The sequence below is a fragment of the Embleya sp. NPDC055664 genome (assembly GCF_053618075.1).
In genome coordinates this window covers 11446-33769 of sequence record NZ_JBSHGZ010000054.1, presented here as the reverse complement: position 1 = coordinate 33769, position 22324 = coordinate 11446, and the positions used below count along the sequence as shown (strand labels likewise).

The 22324-nt window shown below is 72.2% G+C and carries 15 protein-coding genes; 7 read left to right on the top strand and 8 right to left on the bottom strand.

Annotated features, from left to right (window positions below; all coding sequences use genetic code 11):
• Positions 1-68 precede the first annotated feature (68 nt).
• The 4 genes from ACWGR4_RS45050 to ACWGR4_RS45035 all read right to left on the bottom strand — a co-directional run bounded on the left by ACWGR4_RS45050 (position 69) and on the right by ACWGR4_RS45035 (position 4118).
• Positions 69-635, bottom strand: coding sequence for a hypothetical protein (locus ACWGR4_RS45050; protein WP_452130427.1), 567 nt, complete (start codon positions 633-635; stop codon positions 69-71).
• 85 nt (positions 636-720) lie between these two features.
• Complete coding sequence (locus ACWGR4_RS45045; protein ID WP_452130428.1) at positions 721-2031, bottom strand: serine/threonine-protein kinase; 1311 nt, start codon at positions 2029-2031, stop codon at positions 721-723.
• A gap of 156 nt (positions 2032-2187) precedes the next feature.
• Positions 2188-2652 carry a MarR family winged helix-turn-helix transcriptional regulator gene (locus ACWGR4_RS45040; RefSeq protein WP_452130429.1) on the bottom strand — a complete coding sequence of 155 codons (465 nt, stop codon included), beginning with the start codon at positions 2650-2652 and terminating at the stop codon, positions 2188-2190.
• Positions 2649-4118: an MFS transporter gene (locus tag ACWGR4_RS45035; protein WP_380007530.1), complete on the bottom strand. Its 1470-nt coding sequence runs from the start codon at positions 4116-4118 to the stop codon at positions 2649-2651. The genes ACWGR4_RS45040 and ACWGR4_RS45035 overlap by 4 nt, the downstream gene beginning before the upstream one ends.
• A 404-nt stretch (positions 4119-4522) precedes the next feature.
• On the opposite strand from ACWGR4_RS45035, the gene ACWGR4_RS45030 reads away from it, so the two are divergent.
• The 7 genes from ACWGR4_RS45030 to ACWGR4_RS45000 all read left to right on the top strand — a co-directional run bounded on the left by ACWGR4_RS45030 (position 4523) and on the right by ACWGR4_RS45000 (position 15208).
• On the top strand, positions 4523-5920 hold the full coding sequence (locus ACWGR4_RS45030; protein WP_452130430.1) for a cation:proton antiporter: 1398 nt from the start codon (positions 4523-4525) through the stop codon (positions 5918-5920).
• A 67-nt stretch (positions 5921-5987) separates the two neighbouring features.
• Complete coding sequence (locus ACWGR4_RS45025; RefSeq protein WP_452130431.1) at positions 5988-7256, top strand: cytochrome P450 family protein; 1269 nt, start codon at positions 5988-5990, stop codon at positions 7254-7256.
• A gap of 46 nt (positions 7257-7302) precedes the next feature.
• Positions 7303-7545, top strand: a complete 243-nt coding sequence (locus ACWGR4_RS45020; protein WP_380007521.1) for an acyl carrier protein — start codon at positions 7303-7305, stop codon at positions 7543-7545.
• 25 nt (positions 7546-7570) lie between these two features.
• Positions 7571-8815 carry a beta-ketoacyl-[acyl-carrier-protein] synthase family protein gene (locus ACWGR4_RS45015; RefSeq protein WP_380007518.1) on the top strand — a complete coding sequence of 415 codons (1245 nt, stop codon included), beginning with the start codon at positions 7571-7573 and terminating at the stop codon, positions 8813-8815.
• Positions 8816-8826: 11 nt separating this feature from the next.
• Complete coding sequence (locus ACWGR4_RS45010; protein WP_452130432.1) at positions 8827-9921, top strand: beta-ketoacyl synthase N-terminal-like domain-containing protein; 1095 nt, start codon at positions 8827-8829, stop codon at positions 9919-9921.
• An 11-nt stretch (positions 9922-9932) separates the two neighbouring features.
• Positions 9933-10679, top strand: coding sequence for a 3-oxoacyl-ACP reductase FabG (gene fabG, locus ACWGR4_RS45005; protein ID WP_452130433.1), 747 nt, complete (start codon positions 9933-9935; stop codon positions 10677-10679).
• A gap of 41 nt (positions 10680-10720) precedes the next feature.
• The gene (locus ACWGR4_RS45000) at positions 10721-15208 is read left to right on the top strand and encodes an amino acid adenylation domain-containing protein (protein WP_452130434.1); all 4488 of its coding nucleotides are present in this window, start codon (positions 10721-10723) and stop codon (positions 15206-15208) included.
• Here the strand turns inward: ACWGR4_RS45000 and ACWGR4_RS44995 are convergent.
• The 4 genes from ACWGR4_RS44995 to ACWGR4_RS44980 are packed head-to-tail and all read right to left on the bottom strand — an operon-like array spanning position 15180 to position 22020.
• Positions 15180-16700: a tryptophan 7-halogenase gene (locus ACWGR4_RS44995; protein ID WP_452130435.1), complete on the bottom strand. Its 1521-nt coding sequence runs from the start codon at positions 16698-16700 to the stop codon at positions 15180-15182. The genes ACWGR4_RS45000 and ACWGR4_RS44995 overlap by 29 nt on opposite strands.
• A gap of 24 nt (positions 16701-16724) precedes the next feature.
• Positions 16725-17972, bottom strand: a complete 1248-nt coding sequence (locus tag ACWGR4_RS44990; protein WP_380007503.1) for a cytochrome P450 — start codon at positions 17970-17972, stop codon at positions 16725-16727.
• On the bottom strand, positions 17969-20449 hold the full coding sequence (locus ACWGR4_RS44985) for a non-ribosomal peptide synthetase (RefSeq protein ID WP_452130436.1): 2481 nt from the start codon (positions 20447-20449) through the stop codon (positions 17969-17971). Before ACWGR4_RS44985 ends, ACWGR4_RS44990 begins: the two co-directional genes overlap by 4 nt.
• Positions 20446-22020, bottom strand: a complete 1575-nt coding sequence (locus ACWGR4_RS44980; protein ID WP_452130437.1) for an AMP-binding protein — start codon at positions 22018-22020, stop codon at positions 20446-20448. Before ACWGR4_RS44980 ends, ACWGR4_RS44985 begins: the two co-directional genes overlap by 4 nt.
• Positions 22021-22324: the final 304 nt, after the last annotated feature.

The window sequence follows — 22324 nt, the reverse complement described above, 5'->3', positions numbered from 1 at the left end:
CCACCCGAACCAACCAACATCCGACCCCTCCGCGCAATCGGGATTCCCCGGTAGCCGGCCCCCGGGGGTCAGTCCACGACGTACCACGCGTTGTCGATGAAGCGCAGGGTGGAATCGCCCAGGTCGCCGCTGGTGAACGTGGTGGTGGCCTTGATCGCGCGGGCCGGGATGTCGACTCGGTCGGTTCCGCGCACGGAGACCGGCTTCGGGTCCACGGTGGCGGTGGTCGGAGCCTTCTTTTGGGTGGCGGACATCATCCGGAACATGCCCGCGAAGGACGTGGCGCACGGGCCGGCGCCCTCGTTCTCGGCCTGCTTCGCGGCCGGCCCGGCGATCTCGCAGAGCGTGGCGATGTCCTCTCGCCCGACGCCGTGCAGAAACTCCTCGAAGCGCCGGATCGCCGCCTCGGGCGACGCACCCTGTGGCGCTCGGGCGTCGGTGGTGGCCGAAGGGACCTGTGACCCGACGGCGGCCGGTGTCGAGGTCGCCGAGGCCGGCGACGTCGACGATCCGGTGGTGGGCGCGCCGGTCGACGGTGGTGCCGAAGCCGTCGGTGTCGGCCGGTCCGCGGTCTGCTTCTTCGGGGAATCGCCGTGGTTGCACGCGGCCAGCAGGATCAGGGTGGCTACGGTCACGCCCACGATTGCCCGCACGCGGTTTCTCCCATCGGTGAGATCACGAACGGCCGATGGTACGTGCGCCGGCGGTCGTCGGGTGGGTTTACCGGTGGGGTTTGCCGGGGGGTTCGGTGGGTTTGGTGCGCTTTTCTCCCTTGGGCTTGGTGTCGCCTTTCGGCTCCTTGTCCTGGGGTGGGGCGTCGGTGGCGGACGAGGGGACTTGGGCGTCGACGGTAACGGCGACGGTGACGGTCGTGGCCGGCGGTGGAGGGGGAGCGGTCGCGCGTGTGGGGGGTGCCGAGGGCGGTGGGGCGGACGTGGTGGACGGCGGTACGACGGGTGGGGTCGTGGGCCGGGTGAGCGGTGGGAGGGGGGCGGTGGTCGGTGCGGGGCGGCTGTTGTCCGCGTCCGGGCCGGCTTGGTGGTGGAGGACCGCCAGGGTCGCACCGGATGCGCCCAGGATGATGCCGGCGACCAGGCCCACGGTCGGCAGGTGACGTCGTCTCCGGCCCAGTACCCGCGTATCCGACGTGGTGAGGGTCGCATTGCCGGTCGCGACGACCGGCGGACCCGACGCGGGCGCGCACGATGCCGCGGCCGCGTCGAGCAGGCGGGCGCACTCGGCGGCGTCGGGCCTGGTGGCCGGGTCGACACGTGTCATCGCCTCGATCGTGGCGGCCAGTTCGCTCGGCACGTGGGACGGGATGTGCGGCGATCGCCGCGAGCGGGCCAGGGCGGCGTCGAGCGAGGATCCCGGATATTCGCGTTCGCCCTTCAGTGCCTCCAACAGGACCAGGCCCAGGGCATGGACGTCGCACGCGGGGCCCGAGCCGTGCCCGAGGATCTGCTCGGGTGCGAGGTAGGAGACGGTGCCGACGATCGTGCCGGGTGAGGAGCGAGTGGGCTCGTCGACGAGACGCGAGATGCCGAAATCCGCCAGGTACGGGGTGTCGCCGGGGCCGATCAGCACGTTGGACGGCTTCACGTCCCGATGCACGATGCCGGCCGCGTGTACGTGCGCCAACGCCGAGGCCAGCCGCGCGCCGATCCTCGCCACCCGGTCGGCCGTCAGGGGACCGTCCACGATGTGCTGCCGCAGGGTGACGCCCCGGATCAGGCGCATCACCACATACGTGCAACTCTCGTGCCAACCGACGTCGTGCACCGTGACCAGGGCCGGATGGGTCAACCGGCCCAGCAACACCGCCTCCTGGCAGAACCGTTCCGCCGTCACCGCGGGCACGCCGGGCCGGAAGATCTTGACCGCGACCTCGCGCCGCAGCCGCAGGTCGACGGCCCGGAAGACATCGGCGGTGCCGCCCGCGCCCAGCAGTTGCCCCAGGCGGTATCGACCGTCGAGGATGCCGCCGCTCCGCGGCAGGGGACGCCGTATTCGGCGCGGTAATGCCGTCATGCACTCTCCCCGATCGGTCCCGACAATGCCCGGGTTCCTACCCACCCTTCGCCCCGCCATACCGAAACGCGCCCGCACGCCGAAAACGGAGATACTCCGGGTGTGTGCATACGACTTGGGCTTCGGGAAGTCGGCCGACACGCCGCGGGCGCGTCCCTACCGCGCCGGCTCGTCCGCGTCGATCAGCGCCGTGATCACCCGGTCCAGCACCGCCAGGTCGGCCGCGGGCAGGTCGCGCAGCGTCGCCGGGGGGTCGTCCAGGATGTCGCGCGCGATTCGGGCGAGGCGTCGGCCCTCCGGGGTCGCCGCCAGCATGCGTTGCCTGCGGTCGGTGGGGTGCACGGTGCGTTCGATCAGGCCGCGCCGTTCGAGGTCGTCGACGACCAGCGTCGTGTACGGCTTGTCGGTGGCGAGCCGGCCGGCCAGTTCGCGCATCGACATCGGACCGGCGGCGATCCGCCGTAGCGCCTTGACCCGGACGAAGCTCAGCCCGGTCGCCTCGGTCACCGCGCGGCGTCGGTCGTGCCGCTCCACGACGAGCACGCGCATCCCCCGCCAGATTCGCCCGGCGGCATCCGAAGGGGCGTCGCTCGTCGCGTCGTGCGCGGGGGATGCGCTCATTGCCTCACGTCCGTCGTTTCCTGCGTGCCGGCGGGCGGCGCCGCGGGCATGAGTTCCGCGCCCGTACGCTCGGCCGTGCGCAGGGCCCGGCGGCCCGTGGTGAGCATACCGAGGACGGCGACGGCGCCCGCGCAGCCCAGCACGATCCACCACCCGGTGTGGGTCGCGGCGGCCAGGTCGGCGCCGCCGGGTGTGCCCGGCACGGAGGCGATCGTGGTGCCCACCACCGCGACCCCGAGGCACTGGCCGAACTGGCGGCTGGTCGAGGCGATCGCGGAGGCGACGCCCGCCTGGGCACGCGGCATTCCGGACACGGCGGTATTGGTGATCGGCGCGTTGACCAGCCCGAAGCCGACGCCGAAGACGGCGTACGCGGCGACCATGCGCAGGGTCGAGGTGTCCTCGGCCAGTCCGACCAGCAACGCCGCGCCCGCCGCCATGGCGACACCGGCCCCGACCAGCGGTATGCGCGGGCCGACCCGCGCGACCAGCCGCCCGGAGATCGGCGCGAACACGACCGTCATCACCGCCATCGGCAGCGTACGCAGGCCCGCCTCGGTCGGCGACCAGCCGCGCGCGTCCTGGAGGTAGAGCGTGTTCAGGAACAGGAATCCGGACATCGCGGCGAACGTGCACACGGCCGTCACCGTCGCCCCCGCGAACGGCACGCTGCGGAAGAAGCGCAGATCGATCAGCGGTTCCACGCGCCGCGGTGAGCGGTACACCAGACCTGCCAGGCAGCCGGCGGCGAGGGCGAACAGACCGAGGATGAGCGGCGAGGTCCACCCCTGGGCGCGGCCCTCGATGATCGTGTAGGTGAGCGACAGCAGGAAGGCGAACACCAGCACCTGACCGACCGGATCCGCCCGCCGAGGACGCGCGGCCCTGGACTCGGGCACGTACAGCGCGGTGAGCACGATGGCGACGAGCGCGACCGGCAGGTTCATCCAGAACACCGACCGCCAGCCGGCCGAGTCGACCAGCGCACCGCCCACGATCGGCCCGAGCGCCATGGCGACGCCGATCACCGCGCTCCACGCGCCGATTGCGCGGGCCCGTTCGCGGGGTTCGGTGAAGGTGTTGGTGATGATCGACATCGCGACCGGGTTGAGCATCGACCCGCCGACCGCCTGCACCACGCGGAACGCGATCAACCACCCGAGCCCCGGCGCCACGGCGCACAACGCCGAGCCCACGGCGAACACCACCAGTCCGGTCTGGAACACCCGACGCCGACCGATGCGATCGGCCGTCGAGCCGGCCACCATGAGCAGCGCGGCCAGCACCAACGTGTAGGCGTCGATGGTCCATTGGAGCTGCGACACCGAGGCGTGCAGATCGCCCCGGATCGACGGCAGCGCCACGTTCAGGATGGTGTTGTCGAGCCCGACGATGAACAGGCTCAGGCAACAGGTCGACAGGACGAGAAGCTTCTCGCGGCGGCCGATCCCGGTGGGCGACGACATGTACCACCCCATCAATCGTTACTGGTCTACAACCATTATAGTTGTACAACGATCTGGGTCGACGGTCAACCGGTCCGCCGCGGCCCATTACCGCAGGGCCCGGGTCGGGGCGAGTGCGATGTTGTCCTGTCGGCAGGACGGTGAAATCGCGTCACGCGGTGAATTCCGGGTCCTTGAAAGGGCCCGTCGACCGCTCTACGTTGATGCGGTGGCGCTCGACGACCCGATATCGACGGCGTTTCTCCCGCATGGCCGGTCGAGAAGTGCGCGATACGAGGTATGAGGTACGAGGTACGAGCCTCGGGATTCGCCACGCCGGACATTCCCGGCCGCAGTCAACCCGTGTCGGAGGCGAATCGTCGTTCCTGTCGTTCAGTGGATTCAGAACCGGGGGAGAGCCGACCTTGTCCGAACCCCATTTCCTTGCCGCCCGTTCCGCCGACGCGATCACCGGGACCATGTTCGCGGGGCTCGCCCTGATCCTCGCCGCGGCCTTCGTCTTCGGCCGACTGGCCGGCCGCGTCGGACAACCGGCGGTGGTCGGCGAGATCGTCGCGGGGCTCGCCCTGGGGCCGAGCGTGTTGGGCCTGCTCCCGGGCGATCCCACCGACGCGCTGTTCCCGGCGGACACCCGGCCGCTCCTCCAGGCGCTGTCGCAACTGGGCCTGGTGCTCTTCATGTTCGGCATCGGCCATCGGCTGGATGCCGCGCACCTGCGCGGGACCGGACGCCGGGTCACCGCGGTGTCGCTCGCCTCCGTGACGCTGCCGTTCCTGCTGGGAACCGGGCTGGCGGTGTTGCTCTACCCCTGGTACGACAAGTCCCGGCTCGATACCGACGGCATGCTCGCGCCGGCCCTGTTCCTCGGCGCGGCGATGTCCATCACCGCCTTCCCCGTGCTCGCCAGGATCATCGAGGAACGGGGTATGCAGCACAGCCGCATCGGCGCGATGTCGCTCGCCTGCGCTGCCATCCAGGACTTCCTCGCGTGGTGCGTGCTGGCCGTGATCGTCATGATCGCGACCGCCGGCGGGTCCTGGCCGCTGATCCGAATGGCACTGGAGACGGCGCTGTTCCTGCTGGTCCTCGGCTACATCGTGCGCCCCGGACTGCGCCGGCTGACGGCCTCCGGGCGCGGTTCGGCCGGCGGCGCGCTCCTGCACGCCGTGCTGGTCACCGGCGTGCTGCTGTCCGCCTGGGCCGGCAACGTGATCGGGCTGCACGCCGTCTTCGGCGCCTTCGCCTTCGGCGTGGTCGTACCGCGCCGCGAGGTCGAGAAGCGGGCTCCCGAGGTTGCCGAACGCATCGACCAGACCGGCCTGTTCCTGCTGCCGGTCTTCTTTGCCGTCACCGGCCTGTCGGTGGACCTCGGCAGCCTCGGCCGGCGCGGCCTCGTGATGGTCGTGGCCGTCGTTTTGGTGGCGTGCGTGGGCAAGTTCGTGGGAGCGGCCGTCGCCGCCCGGCTGTCCGGCGCGTCGGGGCACGAGGCGCTCACGTTCGGCGTGCTGCTGAACGCCCGCGGACTCACCGAACTGGTCATCCTGAACGTGGGTCTCGGGCTGGGCGTACTTGACACACGCATGTTCACCGCCATGGTGATCATGGCTCTGGTGACCACGCTCATGACCGGACCGCTGCTGGGACGCCTGGGCTTTCGAGCGGATCCGCGACCGGTCGGCATCCGTCCGACCGTGGACATTGTCAATGTCGATACCGTCCCGTACGGTCGATCCCCATCACCGCAGGACACGCCATTGTCCGGCCGTTTCCACTCCCCGGGGAAAACCGAACCCGAGCGATGAGACGCGTAATTCGGCGGCAACTCGAAGACGGCAACCCGAAGACGGCACCGGAGGAAAGGAGGGCGTCGTGACGATCGAATCGGTGCACGAGCACGGGCTATTCAGCGACCGTTATATGCAGGATCCCTACCGCGTATTCGCCGAGCTGCGCCGGGTGGGTCCGATACATCGCGCGAATACTCCGAGCGGCATTCCGGTGTGGGTCGTCACGGGCCACGCGGAGGTCTCCGCCGCGCTCGCCGACCGGCGCCTGTGCAAGGACTCGGCCCGGCTGCGGGCGATCATCGACCGGGCCACACCGCCCGGGCTCGACGGATCGCACGTGGGCGAGATGGTCGCCACCGACATGCTCAACAGCGACCCGCCCGAGCACACCAGGCTGCGCAAACTGGTGGCCCAGGGCTTCAGCGCACGCCGCATCGAACGTTTGCGACCGCTCGTCCGGCAGCTCACCGACGAACTGCTGGACGCCATGGTCGTGCGGGCCGCGGACGGGAGCGTCGACTTCATCGACGCCTTCGCCTTCCCGCTGCCGCTCACCGTCATCTGCGAACTGCTCGGCATTCCGCGCGCCGACCAACGCTCCTTCCGCGCCTGGTCGACCGTCGTCGTGGGCTCCTCCTCGCGCGACCAACTGCGCCGGGCCACCACCGCCATGGGCGGCTACCTCGCGCAGACGATGGCCGCCAAACGCTCCGCGCCGGGCGACGACCTGCTCTCCGACCTGGTCGAGGCCAGCGACACCGGCGACCGGCTCACCCCGCTGGAACTGGTGTCGATGGCCTGCCTGTTGCTGATCGCAGGCCACGAGACGACGGTGAACCTGCTCGGCAGCGCGCTGCTGGCACTCCTGGAGCACCCGGACCAGTTCGCGCGACTGCGCGAGCGGCCGGAACTGGTGGACGCGGCGGTGGAGGAAACGCTGCGCTACGACTCGCCGGCCCCGGTCACCACCTGGCGATACGCGGCGGAACCGATGAGCATCCACGGCTCCCCGATCGCGACGAACGACCTCGTGCTGCTGGCGCTGGGCGCGGCCAACCACGACGAGCGCATCCCGGACCCGGACGCCTTCGACATCGAACGGCGGATCACCGGCCACCTCAGCTTCGGGCACGGCATGCACTTCTGCCTGGGAGCCGCGCTGGCCCGCATGGAGGCGCAGGTCGCCCTCGGCCGACTGGTCGAACGTTTCCCCGACATCACGCTCGCGGTCCCCGTCGGCGAACTGCGCCGGCGCCCGAGCGTGGTCATGCACGGCCTGGTGGACCTGCCCGTACACCTGGGGCGGCAACCCACGACGAGCGCCGTACCGGGCACCGGTACGGCCGGATGACGGCAAACCCGCCCGCATCGGGGGTCGGGACGGAAGAGGGGCACACATGGACGACGAACGCCGGGGCCAGGTCGCGGACCTCGTCTGCGAACTGTTGGAGCTGGAGCGGTCCGAGGTCACCGAAACGAGCAGATTCGTCGACGACCACGAGGCCGACTCGCTGAATCTGATCGAGATCCTCGCCGGACTGGAGAAGCGATTCGACGTGGTGATCGCCCAGTCCGAAGTACCGCGCATGGTCAACCTGCGCGGTGTGTACGAGGTACTCGACGCGACGCCGGGCTGGTAGCGACCGGCCGGCCGAGGGGGCGCACATGGCAACAGGAGCAGCGGCGGACCACCCGCCCGCCGGGCGGCGGCGCGTGGTCGTCACCGGCGTCGGGGTGCTGTCCAGCATCGGCATCGGCGCCGACGAATTCGCCCGGGCACTGCGGGAGGGGCGCAGCGGGGTCCGACCGATCACCGTGTTCGACACCGACGGCTTCGAGCACCGCAACGGGTGCGAGGTGGTCGGGTTCGACCCGGCCGAATGGATCCGGAACCTGGACGTCGACACGCTGGGCAAGGCGACCGGGTTCTCGGTCGCGGCCGCCCGGATGGCCGTCGAGGACGCGGGCCTGCCGCTCGACCGGTTGCGGGACGAACCCGTCCTGGTCGCGATCGGTACCACCGACGGCGAGGCGTACGACCTGGACCGGCTCGTGGAGAGCGAACTCGCCGACGGACCCGAGAAGTACGACCCGGTCACGGTGCGGCGGGTGTCCGCGATCCGGCTCTCCACCGCCGTCGCCCAGGAACTCGCCCTCAACCGCGCGGAGGCGTCCACCGTGGCCACCGCCTGCTCTGCGGGCAACTACGCGATCGGAACCGGCCTGGACGCGATCCGCTCCGGAGAGGTGGACGTGGCCCTGTGCGGCGGCGCGGACGCCATGTGCCGCAAGACGTTCGCCGGCTTCTACCGCCTGGGCACGATCGCGCCCGACCGGTGCCAACCGTTCGACGTGGACCGCAAGGGGATCCTCACCGGCGAGGGCGCCGGGGTGCTGGTCTTGGAGGAACTGGGCTCGGCACTGCGTCGCGGGGCCCGGATCTACGCGGAGATCCTCGGATTCGGGCTCAGCTGCGACGCCTTCCACCCGGTCGCGCCGAACCAGGCGGGCGTCGCCCGCTGCATCGACTTGGCGCTGCGCGACGCCGGCGTCACCCCCGACCAGGTCGACCTGATCTCGGCGCACGGCACCGGCACGATACCCAATGACGTCACCGAGAGCATGGCCATCCGCGAGGTGTACGGCGAACACCCGCCCCGCACCGTGGCATTGAAGTCGATGCTGGGGCACTCGATGGGCGCGGCCAGCGCGCTGGGCGCCATCGGATGCGCGCTGGCGATCACCCACGGCTTCATCCCGCCCACCATCAACCACGAACGCACCGACCCCGAATGCGCGATCGACTGCGTTCCCAACACGTCGGTCGAGGCGGACCTGCGGATCGTACAGAACAACGGGATGGCCTTCGGCGGCAACAACGCCGTGGTGGTCCTCGGCAGATACCAGTGAGGAATCGTCGCATGGGCATCGCCATCACGGCGTGGGACGCCGTATCACCGTTCGGCGTGGGTCGGGACGCCTTCACCGAGGGCCTGTGGTCCGGCGCCCGGCCCGCCGCCGCGCCGACCCCCACACCCCCGCCGGCTCCGGGCTCGCGGGCCTGTCTGGTGCCCGACTTCTCGCCGCGGGAAGCGCTCCGCGGCAAGACCCGGTCCATGGACCGGGTCACCGCGCTGGCCGCGGTCGCCGTCGGACGGCTGCTGGCAAAGGCCGACCCCGACCCGGCACCGGACGCGCCGGAGCAGACCGGACTCGTGCTCGGCACCGCCACCGGCAGCGTGCAGAGCATGACCGACTTCACCCGCGAATCGTTCCAGGGCGCGCGCCCGTATCACGTCGACCCCGCACGCACTCCCAACACCGTGATGAACTGCGCCGCCGGGCAATGCGCGATCCGCTACGGGCTGCGCGGACCCAACGCCACCATCGCCGGCGGGCGCGCGGCCGGCCTGCTGGCCCTGAGCTACCAGCGGCGACTGCTGGCCTGCGGTCGGGCGCGGCGCGTGGTGTGCGGCGCGGCGGAGGAGTATTCGGTGACCCGCTCCTGGCTGGAACACCACGCCCGGGCGGACGACGCCGATCCGATGCCGCTCGGCGAGGGGTGCGCGGTGATCCTGGGCGACGGCGCGGCCGGCGCTCCCGTGCTCGCCGAAGTGTTGTCGGTACGCAGCCGGGTCCACCGCGGTGACGATCCGGCCGACACGATTCGGCAGGTGGCGGTGGAGGTGCTGGCCTCGGCGGGAGTGGCCGCGGACGAGGTCTGGGCGGTGTCGCCGAGCCGGCCGCCGGGGCCCGCGGGCGAGCGGGAATGGGCGGCCCTGACAAGGCTGTTCGCCCCGAACGCGCTCGACCGGCTCCCACGCCTGCCGTTCGGCGACACCGGCGCGGCCTCCGCCGCCTTCCAACTCGTGTCCGTGCTCAGCGCATCGGACCGGCTGCCCGCGGCCGCCGGGCGGGCGGCGCTGGTCAGCTCCGTCGACCGCGACGGCACCGTCGCCTGCGCGCTGCTGCGGCTGGGCGAGCATCACTCGGCCGCCCGCCGGCCACGATCCTGAGGGGAAAGACGATGCCGGACGACGATCGCCGGGTGGCGCTGGTCAGCGGTGGCTCGCGCGGGATCGGCCGCGCCACCGTGCTGCGCCTGGCCCGGGAGGGCTTCGACACCAGCTTTTGCTACCACTCCGACGCGGCCGCGGCGCATGAAGTCGAGTCGCTGGTCGAGGAGGCGGGCGCGCGCTGCCTGGCCGTACCGGTCGACGTGGCGGACGGGGACGCGGTCCGGGCCTGGCTGGCCGAGACCGAGGCGCGCCTCGGGCCGGTCGAGGTGGCGGTCACGTGCGCCGGCGTGACCCGCGACCAGCCGCTCGTGCTGATGTCCGACCAGGAGTGGCACAGCGTCCTGGAGACCAACCTCACCGGCGTGTTCGAGGTCTGCCGGGCCGCGGTGTTCGCGATGATGAAGCGGCGACGGGGCAGCGTGGTCACGCTGTCGTCGGTCGCCGGGGTGCACGGCAATCCCTCGCAGACGAACTACTCCGCGTCCAAGGCGGGCATCATCGGCTTCTCCAAGGCGCTGGCCAAGGAGGTGGGCCGGTTCGGGATCCGGGTGAACACGGTGGCACCGGGACTCGTCGACACCGACATGATCCGGGCGATGCCCGAACGCGCGCGCAAGAAGCTGCTCGACGCGGTACCGCTGGGCCGATTCGGCCGCGCCGAGGAGGTCGCGGACCTCATCGGCTACCTCGCCTCCGACCGCGCCGCGTACATCACCGCGTCCGTCTTCGAGATCGACGGCGGAATCACCATCTGACCGCAACCCCAGGGAACCGAAAGAACAGGAAACGGAGCGAGATGGAACCGGGTGCCACGGCCGCGACACTGCCCCTCACCGCGGCGCAGCGGGAAATCTGGCTCGCACAACAGTCGGCCCCCGCGAACCCCGTCTACACCATCGGCGGCTACGTCGAGATCCTCGGCCCGGTCCGGCCCGAGGTGTTCGAATCCGCACTGCGGCACGTGGTCGACGAGATCGACGCGCTGCGGCTGCGGTTCGTCGAGGTCGACGGCGAGCCGCGCCAGATCGTCGGCGCGCAGCCGGACTGGTCGCTGCCGTATCTCGACATCGGCGCCGCGCCCGATCCGCGCGCCACGGCCCTGGAGCGGATGCGCGCCGACCTGCGCGAGCCGCGCGTGATCGAGCGGGCGCCGTTGTTCTCGTTCGCGCTGTTTCGCGAGGGTCCCGACCGGTTCCTGTGGTATCTGGCCAACCACCACCTCCTGCTCGACGCGTACAGCGTCGGGCTGCTGGTGCGTCGTGTCGCCGAGGTGTATCCGGCGCTGCACGACGGCGCGCCGATACCGCCGTGCGGCTTCGGCACCCTCGCCGAACTGCTGGACGACGAAGGGGAGTTCCGCGCCTCGGCGGCGTTCGGGCGGTGTCGGGACTTCTGGCTGGAGCGCATGCGTGACGCCCCCGAGCCGGTCCGACTCGGCGAACCCCCCACCGCGCTGCCCACCGACTTCCTGCGCGAGACCCGGCGGCTCTCGCCCGCCGCGCTGCGCGGCACCGCGGCGCCGAACCGGCCGCCGGCGTCGGGCGCGCCGGCCCACCTGGTCGCCGCCGCGGCGGCCTACCTGCACCGGATCACCGGCGCGTCGGACGTCGTGGTCGGGCTCGCCGTCGGCGGGCGGGACAGTCGGCACCTGCGGCGGATTCCCGGAATGTTGGCCCAGGCGGTGCCGCTGCGCATGACGGTCACCCCCGCGACGACGGTGGCCGAGCTGCGCGCACAGGCGGCCGAGCGCCTGCTGGAGGCGCTGCGCTACCAGCGGCACGGCAGCGGCGAACTGAGCCGAGCCCTGCAACGCGGCACCGGCGACCGGGAGTTGTTCGGCCTGGTGGTCAACGTGACGTCCTTCCCGCGCGGTCTGCGTTCCGGCGGGCGGACCTGGCGCGTACACAGCCTGACCAACGGGCCCGTGGGCGACTTCGCCGTGGCGGCCGAGGATCTCGGCGACGGCGAGGGATACGAGCTGAACTTCGATGCCAACCCGGCGCTGTACGGGCGCCCGGAGTTGGCCGCGCACGGCGACCGGCTGTTCCGGGTGTTGCGCCAAGTGATCGATGCCGAGCCGGCACTACCGGTCGTGGGACTGGAGTTGACCACGCCCGCCGAGCGCGATCGGCTGCGGGCCCTGGCCTCCGGGCCGGTGGACGACGACACCCCGACCGCCACGGTGCCCGAGTTGCTGGCGCCGTGGGCGCACGCCGAAGCCCCGGCCGTGCACTGCGGTACGGAGACGGTCACCTACCGGGAGTTGCACGGCCGCGCCAATCGGCTGGCCCGCCACCTGATGCGCCGCGGGGTCGGCCCGGAGCGGCTGGTGGCGGTGGCCCTGCCGCCCTCGGTGGAGCTGATCGTGGCACTGCTCGCGATCCTCAAGGCCGGCGGCGCCTTTGTGCCCCTGGACGTCGAACACCCGGTCGAGCGCCTGCGGTTCCTGCTCGCGGACGCCGCGCCGCACCTGGTGCTGACCGACCGCGAGCACCACGCCGCGCTTTTGGACGGCTCGGCCGCATCCACCCTCGTGCTCGACGACGCGCACATCGCCCGCCGCTGGGCGGCCCTGCCCGACCACGAGCCGGCCGACACCGAGCGCAGCCGGCCGCTGTGCCCGGCGCACCCCGCCTACCTGATCCACACCTCGGGCTCGACCGGCACGCCCAAGGGTGTGCTCGTCACCCACGCCGGTGTGCCGAGCCTGGCCCGATGGCAGCGCGAGACGTTGGGCGTCGGCCCCGGCAGTCGGGTGCTCCAGGCGGCGTCGATGGGTTTCGACGCGATGTTCTGGGAACTGTGCCAGGCACTGACCTCGGGCGCGGCGCTCGTCCTGCCCGAACCCGGGCGCCCCCGCATCGACGCCATCGCCGAAGCCCTGGCCGGCCGACCATCGGTGACCCACGTGACGTTGACCCCGGCGGTGCTCGCGAGCATCCCCACCGACACGATCCCCCCGGGCACCACGGTGGTCGTCGCCGGGGAGGCGGTCTCCGGCACGCTGGTGGCCGAGTGGTCGCCGGGACGTACCCTCGTCAACGCCTACGGGCCCACCGAGTACAGCGTGTGCGCCACCGCGAGCGCCGCGCTGCACGGCGACCAGGCACCGCCGATCGGGACGCCGATTCGCGGCGCGCAGGCGCATGTGCTCTCGCCGGGCCTGTCCTCGGCGCCGATCGCGGTGCCCGGCGAGCTGTACCTCGCGGGCCCCGGAGTCGCCCGCGGCTACCGGGACCGGCCGGGGCCGACCGCCGCGCGGTTCGTGGCGAACCCGTTCGGGCCGCCCGGCTCGCGCATGTACCGCACCGGGGACCTGGCGCGCCGGTACGACGACGGCACCCTGCGGTTCCTGGGCCGCGCGGACGACCAGGTGAAGGTGCGGGGGTTTCGGGTCGAACCCGCCGAGGTGGAGGCGGCCGTCGCGGAACAGCCCGAGGTCGGCGTCGCGGTGGTGATCCTGCGCGAGGACCGGCCCGGTGACCGCAGGCTCGTCGCGTACGTCGTCCCCGAGCCCGGGCGCACCGTCGAACCGGTGGCGCTGCGCCGCTCGCTCGCCGCCCGACTGCCGCAACACATGGTGCCGGCGGCCGTGGTGGTGCTCGCCGCGCTGCCGCTGACCGGCAACGGCAAGCTCGACCGCGGCGCACTGCCGGCGCCCGAGACCACCGGCGCGGGCGGCGGACGGCGGCCCGGCTCGCCCACCGAGCAGACCCTGTGCGAACTGGTCGCCGAGGTCCTCGCGGTCGAGGCGGTCGGGGTCGACGACGACTTCTTCGACCTCGGCGGCCACTCGTTGCTGGCCACCCGACTGCTCGGCCGGGTGCGTGAGGTGCTCGGCGTCGAACTGTCGGTCCGGCATGTGTTCGAGTCGCCCACCGTGGCCGGCCTGGCGGCCCGGTTGGCCCTGGGCGAGCCGGCCGGCGCCGAGGACACCCCGCCCGATACGATCGATCCGGCCGACCTGGCGGAGTTGGGGCCGATCCTGGCCGAGCATCCCGACGTGGCCCGCGCCGCCGTCACGTTCACCGACGGCCGGCTGGTCGGCTACGCCGTCCCGGCGCCGGACCGTCGGATCGACCCGGGAGCGCTGCGGGCGTACCTGGCCGGCGCCGCGTATCTGGGCGGAACCCTGCGCGAGCGGCCCGTGCCGACCGCGGTGGTCGTACTCGACGAACTGCCGTCGACCGCCGACGGCGAACCCGACCGGCGGGCGCTGCCGGCCCCGCGCGTCGAGCCGAACCCGGCCGGCCGTGGCCCCCGCACACCCCGCGAGGAGGTGCTGTGCCGGCTCTTCGCCGAGGCGCTGGTGCTGCCGTCGGTGGGCATCGACGACTCGTTCCTGGACCTCGGCGGCCACTCGCTCCTCGCGGCGCACCTCGTCGAGCGGGTGCGCGACGTCCTGGGCGCCGAGCCGTCGGTGCGGGACGTGTACGAGGCGCCGACCGTGGCCGCGTTGGCCAGGCGGCTCGGCGAGGGCGGCCGGCGCGACGCGCTGGGCGTACTGCTGCCGCTGCGCACCCGGGGCGAGCGGGCACCGCTGTTCTGCGTGCATCCGGGCATCGGGCTGAGCTGGTGCTACGCCGGGCTGTTGCACAGCCTCGGCAACGACCAGCCCGTGCACGGCATCCAGGCACGCGGCCTGGACGGTCGCGAGGCGCTGCCGGCGACCGTGGCGGAGATGGCCGCCGACTACCTGGAACAGATCCTGAAGGTGCAGCCGAACGGCCCGTACCACCTGATGGGTTGGTCCTTCGGCGGGCACGTCGCACACACCCTTGCGACCATGCTGCAGGCGCGCGGCGAGGCCGTCGCGCTGTTGGCCGTGCTCGACAGCTTCCCGGGCGTCGGTCCGGCGAACGGCCGCGTGCCGTCGGAGCCGTCGGAGCCGGAACTGCTCGCCGAGCTGGTGGACTTCGTCGGCGGCGCTCCGGACCCGGCGCACGCGCCGCCGGACCGGGCCCGGGCGGTGGCGGCCCTCGGCGTCGAGGGCGGCCCGTTGTCCGCGCTCGACGCGGCGAGCCGGCACGCCGTCGTGGACGTCTTCCTCAACAACGCCCGGCTGATCCGCCGACCGCCCGCGGCGGTGTTCGACGGTGACCTGCTGCTGTTTCGCGCGACGAAGGGCCGCCGGACCGACTCGGCGAACCGAGAGGTCTGGCGGCCCTGGGTCACCGGGCCGATCGAGGTGCACGACATCGGGTGCGAGCACCGGGAGATGACTCAGCCGGAGCCGCTGGCCCGGTTCGCCGAGGTCATCCGGCCTCGGCTGCGGGCTCGCTGAGCGCGGGCGCCGGCGCGGGCTCCTCCCAGTACATGCCGTCCGTCGACACGGTCAGCCGGTCGGGTCGGTCCCGCCACCCGGCGGCGATGGTGTCGAGCAACCGCCGGTGGTTGTCGCCCTCCAGCCGCAGGTGGTTGGGATCCGGGTGGTTCTCGGTGGTGAACTCCTGGGTCCGACCCTCCCAGAACGCCCGCATCCCGGCGTCCTCGTCGGGCCCGCGCCCCCGCGTGCGCGGCGCCGGGGTCGCGGACCCAGCGTCCAGCGGCGTGTACTCGCCGGCGCCCAGGCCCGCGGTGAGGTAGCTGAACGAGTCGGCCTCGGAGGCCGCGGCGCCGGTCAGCTTCTTCGCGGTCCAGAAGTACGACGTCTCGTCCTGGTGCGTGTCGTAGACCGCCTTGAGGAACTCGTAGTACAGCTCGTATTCGCGGCGGTGGCGGAACTCGGCCTCGGCGAACGCGCGTTGCTCGTCGAGCCGGCCCGCGAGCACGCTGTTGATCGAGCGGGCCGCCAGCAGGCCGCTGTAGGTGGCCAGGTAGACGCCGGTGGAGAACAGCGGGTCCACGAAGCAGGCGGCGTCGCCGACCAGTGCCATGCCGGGCCGCCAGAAGCGGGTGTTGCTGTAGGAGTAGTCCTTGCGCACCCGCACCTGTCCGTACGGACCCTCGGTCACCCGGCGCGCGTCGCCGAGGAAGTCGCTGATCATCGGCGACTCGGCGATGAACCGGTCGAGCGCGCCCTCGCGGTCCTGCTGGATCTTGTCGGCCATCTCGGCCGGGACCACCGCACCCACGCTCGTCAGCTCGTCGGTCAGCGGGATGTACCAGAACCAGCCGCCGCCGAACGCCGCGCACAGGATGTTCCCCCGCCGGGGCGGGTCCATGCGCTTGCCGCCCTCGAAGTACCCGAACACGGCGATGTTGCGGAAGTACTCGGCGAGTTCGCGGGTACCGCCGACATGCCGGCGGATCCGGCTGGTGTTGCCGGAGGCGTCGACGACGAACTTCGCGGTGACCTCGTGCTCCACGCCGTCGGCGTCGGTGTATCGCACGCCGCGCACCCGCTCCGAATCGCCGAGGACGTCGCGCACGGAACACCGCTCGCGCACGTCCACGCCGACCCGGCGGGCGTTGTCCAGCAGAATCTTGTCGAACTTCATCCGCTCGACCTGGAACGCGTGGCGACCGCGGTGGGTGTCGGTCGCGAAGGTGAACGACCACGGCTCGGGACTGGCGCCCCACAGGAAGGTGCCGCCCGTCTTGGTCTGGAAGCCGGCCGCCTCCACCTCGTCGGCCACGCCGAGCAGTCCGCAGATCCACTCCGTGGTCGACGGCAGCAGCGACTCGCCGATCTGATACCGGGGGAAGCTCTCCTTCTCCAGCAGCAGCACCCGGCCGCCCTGCATCGCGACGAACGAGGCGACGGTCGAGCCGCCCGGCCCACCGCCGACCACGACGACGTCCACGTCCGTGGACTCCCGATCGGTTGTGTTCATGGTTGGTCTCCGTTTCGAGATGGGTCAGGCCGCGGCGATTGCGTGCGGTTCCGGGATCAGACGTACCGGCAGGGACTGCATGCCGGAGAGGATGCTGGAGTAGATCGGCTGCGGCGGCCCGAGCGGCTCGATGTCGGCCACCAGGCGCCGCAGTCCGTCGAGCACGGCCTCGACCTCCAGCCGTGCCAGGTAGTGGCCGAGGCAGAAGTGCGAGCCGTACGCGAAGGTCAGGTGTTTGTTGGGGGAGCGGTTGAGGTCGAAGCGGTCCGGATCGGCGAAGACCTCACCGTCGAAGTTGGCCGAGGAGATCCACACGCTGACCGCGTCGCCGGCGGCGAAACGATGGCCGTCGACGGTCACGTCGGAGGTGACCGTACGGCCGCCGTGCAGCGACGGGTGGGTCCAGCGCAACACCTCCTCCACCGCCGTGGACATGTCCACTTCGCCCTTCTTCAGGGCCGCCCACTGGTCGGGGTTCTCGACGAGGGCGAGCAGCCCTCCGGTGATGGCGTGCCGGCCGGTCTCGTCGCCGCCGATCATCAGGCCGTAGCAGTTGGCCATCAGCTCGGCGTCGGATAGGTGTTCCCCGTCGATCCGGCTGCCGGCCAGCAGGCTCACCACGTCGTCGTGCCTGCTGTCCCGGCGGGTCTCGGCCAGGTCGGAGAAATACAGCAGGATCTCGTTCTTCGCCGTCCAACTGTCCTGGTAAGGGGCGTCGGCGTAGTCGGAACTCCACGCGTGCGAGGTCAGGTCGAGCAGCTGCCGCCGGTCCTCCCGGGGAATCGCGAGCAGGTCGCAGATGGCGCCCAGCGGTACGTTCCCCGACACGTCGTGGGCGAAGTCGCAGGTGCCCTTGCGGATCGCCTCGACCAGCAGCTGATCAACCGTCACCCGCAGCGCCTGCTTGATCTCCTCCAACATCCGGGGAGAGAAGGCCCGCATCAGGATGTTGCGGATCTGCGCGTGCCGCTTGCCGTCGGTCACCGCCAGCATGGTGCCCGACGCCGAGTCGCCGCCGGTGAGGATCGTGGCCAGCGCGTTGCCGCCCTCGGTGGTGAAGTGGTCCTTGCCGCGATAGACGGTCATCGCGTCGGCATAGCGGCTCACGACCCAAAAGCCGGGGCGTGACTCGCGCGGGGTGTGCCAGTGGATCGGCCGGTGCGCGCGCAGGTGGCGCCACACCTCGCGCAGGTCGTACTCGGCGTGCAGCCGCGCGTCGGCCAGGTCGATGTCGTCGATGTCGTCGGGGGAGATCATGGGTCGGGTGTTCACGCCTGGCTCCTCTGGTGCGCGTTCGCGCGGTTCAGCCGGTTGGTTTCGGCCACCGCGGCGAGGGCCTCGATCGTGGGATGGTCGATCAGGTCCCGTGGTGAGATCGACAGTCCCGCCCGGCGGGCCTCGCGGATCAGCACGATGGTGAGCATGCTGTTGCCGCCGAGCTTGAAGAAGTCGCCGTCGATGTCCACCGCGGACAGGTTGAGCGCCTTCGCGAAACACGCGACGAGGGCGGCCTCGGCCGGGTTGCGCGGCGCCCGGCCCGGGGTCGCGGGCGCCTCCTGCGGCGCAGGCAGCGCGGCCCGGTCGAGCTTGCCGCCGGGCGTGAGCGGGAACTCGGCGACCTCCACGAAGGCGGCGGGCACCATGTACGCCGGCAGGAACCGCTCGACGTGCTCGCGCAGGGCGGCGGGATCGAGCGCGGCCTCGCCCGCCGGCACCGCGTAGGCCACGATCCGCGGGCCGGCCGGCGTGTCGTCGCGGACCACGGCGACCGCGCGGGCGACATCCGGGTGTTCGGCCACCGCGGCGGCCACCTCGCCCGGTTCGATGCGATACCCGCGGACCTTGACCTGGTCGTCGGCCCGACCGTAAAAGGTCAGGCTTCCGTCCCGTCGCCAGGACATCAGGTCCCCGGTTCGGTACATGCGCTCCCCGGGCGCGAACGGGTCGGCCACGAATCGCGCCGCGGTCAGGCCCGGCCGCCGCAGGTAGCCCCGGGCCAGACCGGGACCGGCGATGTACAACTCGCCGACCACACCCGGCGGCACCGGGCGCAGCCCGTCCGCGAGCACGTAGACCGACCGGCCGGCGACCGGCCCGCCCACCGACGGCCGTCCCGAACCCGACAGCGGCTCGCTCATGGTCGCGCACACGGTGGCCTCGGTCGGGCCGTAGGCGTTGATCGTCCGGTGCTTGCCCGACCAGGTCGCGGCCAGTTCGGCCGGGCACGCCTCGCCCGCCATCACCAGGGTGCGCAGACCCGGCAGCCGGGGTTCGGCGAGGCCGGCCACCGCGACCGGCGGCAGGACCGCGTGGCTGATCCGCTCGTCGACGAGCACCCGTTCCAACTCCTCGCCGACCAGCGGCCCGGCGGGCGGGACGACGAGGGTGGCGCCGGCGGTGAAGGCGGCCAGCAGTTCGGTGACCGACGCGTCGAAGCTCGGGGAGGCGAACTGCAGGACACGGCTGTCCGACGCGACGGCCATGCGCGCCACCTTCGCCGCCGCGAGCGAGGCCAGGCCGGCGTGGGTGACCACGACTGCCTTGGGGCGTCCGGTCGTTCCGGAGGTGTAGATGACGTACGCCGGATCGGCCGTCCGGTACGGGGGGCGGCCGTTCACGGCCTCGGGTTCGGTCTTGGTCTCGGCGGCGGTTTCGGCCTCGGTTTCGGCGTCGAGTGTGTCGAGCGCGGTGCCCGTCTCGGGCTCGTCCAGCACGATCCGCTCCGGCCCGACACCGGACGGCGGCGCCGCTCCCGTGGTTGTCACCAGCAGCGCGGGCCGCGCGTCGCCGAGCATGAACGCGACGCGCTCGGCCGGGTATTCGGGATCCACGGGCAGGTAGGCGGCGCCGGCCCGGCCGACCGCGACGATCGCGACGACCATCGCCACCGAGCGGGGCAACACGAGCGCGACGATGTCCTCGGCACCGCGGACCCGGCGCCGGATCAGCCGGCCCAAGCGGTCGGCGCGGCGGTCGAGTTGGGCGTAGGTGAGGGTTTCCCCGTCGCCGACCAGCGCGGTCCGGTGCGGGTTGACACGGGCCTGGCGCCGCACCACCTCCGCGAGCGAGATCGCGGGCGGGTCCGCGCCGTTGTCGTTCCACTCGGTCAACATCCGGTGGTGTTCGTCGCCGGTCAGCAGGGCGATCGTGCCGAGCGGGCGATCCGGATCGTCGGCGAACGCGTCGAGGAAGCGGACGAGCAGGTTCGCCGGCAACTCGGTGGCCGTACCGTCCGCCGCGCGCACGCACAGCCGCACCCGACGGCCCGGATGCACGGTGCAGTGGATCGGCACCCCGCCGGCGGGCGAGCCCACGGGGTCGGTGCCGGCCATGTACACCGCGCTGTCGAACAACTCGCCCGTCGAGTGGTCCCGGTCCGGTTCGCCCTCGGCCTGCCGGGCCGTCGCGGCGAGCGAGGCGGCCGGCCGGTACCGCAGGTGGACGGGACGTATCGCCCCGCCGAAGACCACGTGTTCGTTGCCGGTCAGCAGGCTCGACACCGCGCCCCAGGCGGCCCGCACCACCGATTCCAGGGTCAGGCCCCGGGCCTCGCAATGCGCGGTCAGCCGAGCGCTCGTCGCCTCGGACAGCTCCCGCTCGGTGCTCGCCGGCGCACCGGTCTCGGCGGCCCCCGCGAGCGCCGGCACCAGCAGGGTCGGTTCCGTCGGCGCGGGCGGGTACGCGCCGCCCCGGGCGTGCTCGGCGGGAGGGGTGTCCAGGTCGCCGGCGTATGTGGTGGGCAGGGTCATCTCGTCTCCGATGCGTTGTGGGCCGGCGCTGCGCCGGCGGCCTCGGCCTCCGCGCGCAGCCGCATCCGGTCGGGTTTGCCGAGGCCGAGCACCGGCAACTCCGCGCGGAACGTCACGACGGTGGGGGACTGGTTCGGTGACAGGATCGCGGCGACGTGCTCGCGCAGTTCCTCGGCGGTGACGTGCCGGCCGTCGCGCACGACCACGGCGGCGTGCACACGCTCCATGCGGTCGGCGTCGGCGACCCCGAACACCGCGGCCTGCGCCACCGCGGGGTGCCCGGACAGGGCCTTCTCCACGGCCGCCGGATACACCTTGATGCCCTTGGTCTTGACGACGTCCGCGAGCCGGCCGCGCAGGTGCAGATAACCGTGCTCGTCCAGGTGTCCGATGTCGCCGGTGTGCAGCCGACCGCCGCGCAGGGTCCGCGCGGTCGCCTCCGGGTCCCGCCAATACCCGGCCATCACCAGCGGCGTATGCACACACACTTCACCGACTTCGCCGATGGGCAGTTCACGCTCGTCGAGCGGGTCCCGGATGCTCAGCGTCACCGGTGCGACCGGCCGGCCCACGGTGCTCAGCAACTCCGGACGGGTGTGGTCGTCGCCGGTGAGCCGGCAGATCAGGCCGCACTCGCTGCTGCCGTAGATCTGGCCGAGCACCGGGCCGAAGACCTTCACCGCCTCGGCGAGTCGGTCGGCGGAGGCCGGGCTGCCGGTGTAGCCGAGGTCGCGCAGGCCGGACAGGTCGGTGGTGCCGACGTCGGGATGGTCCGCCAGGGCGTACACCTGCGGGGCGGACAACATCACCCGGGATATCCGGTGCCGGCCCACCGCGCGCAACACCGCCGCCGCGTCGAACCCTTGATGCAGCACGACCGTGCCGCCGGACACCAGGACGTTGTCCGAGGTGAACGCGGCCGTATGGGTCAGCGGCGCGGTGACCAACATCGTCTGCCGGTGCCCCAGAGCGGCCATCCGCGCGGTGACGTCGTTGCGCACCTCGAACGACCAGCACACCCCCTTCGGTCGACCCGTCGAGCCGCTGGTGTAGGTGACGACGGCGAGTTCGCCCTGGGCGGCGTCGGCCGGATCGAAGGCGTCGGGCAACGACAGGCTCAGGTCGGTGACATCGTGACCGAGGTCGCCCAATGCCACCAGGAGCACGGGCCGTTCGAACCGGGCGCGCAACTCGCGGGCCCGGGCGGCGTTGTCCGCGTCGATCGCGAACACGGTCGCCCCGGTGCTCGCGACCATCTCGAACTGCTCGCCGGCGCGCAGTACATCGCCGGGATCGACCGCGTTCACCGTGCCGACGTGCACAACGAGGGCGCCGACGAGGCCGGCGGCGTAGCGCAAAACGAGCGTCGCGGGGGTGTTGTTGACCGTCATCACCGCGACCACGTCGCCGACGCCGACGTCGAGCGCGCGCAACCCGGCGGCGGCCGAGCGCACCGCGGCGGCCAACTCGCCGGCGCGGGTCGGGATGTCCTCGTGGACCAGGGTGATCCGGTCCTCGTCGACGGATAACGACTCCAGGATCTGTCGGACGTAGTGGTCGTTGCCGGGCATGGCGTACTCCCATCCGATGTACGGCTGCAGGGTGCGGCGCCGCCGCGTTGTCGCCGGCGGGCCTGCGGGATTCGTGGGTATTCCGTCGCGGTGCCGGGCTTCGGGCCGGCACGCGGCGCCGGACCGGGGTGCGGCGGCGAGCAGGGCAGAGACTGTCGGATCGGCGCTGGAAGCGGAACCGTGCCGCTGCGGGATCCCGATGGAATTCGCCGAGTCTAGGCAGGGTCGGCGACGGGGTCCAGACCGATGCGACCCGTAGGCGTCGCGGTGCGCACGGCGGGTCGGTCGGCGGAGAACTCAGCGG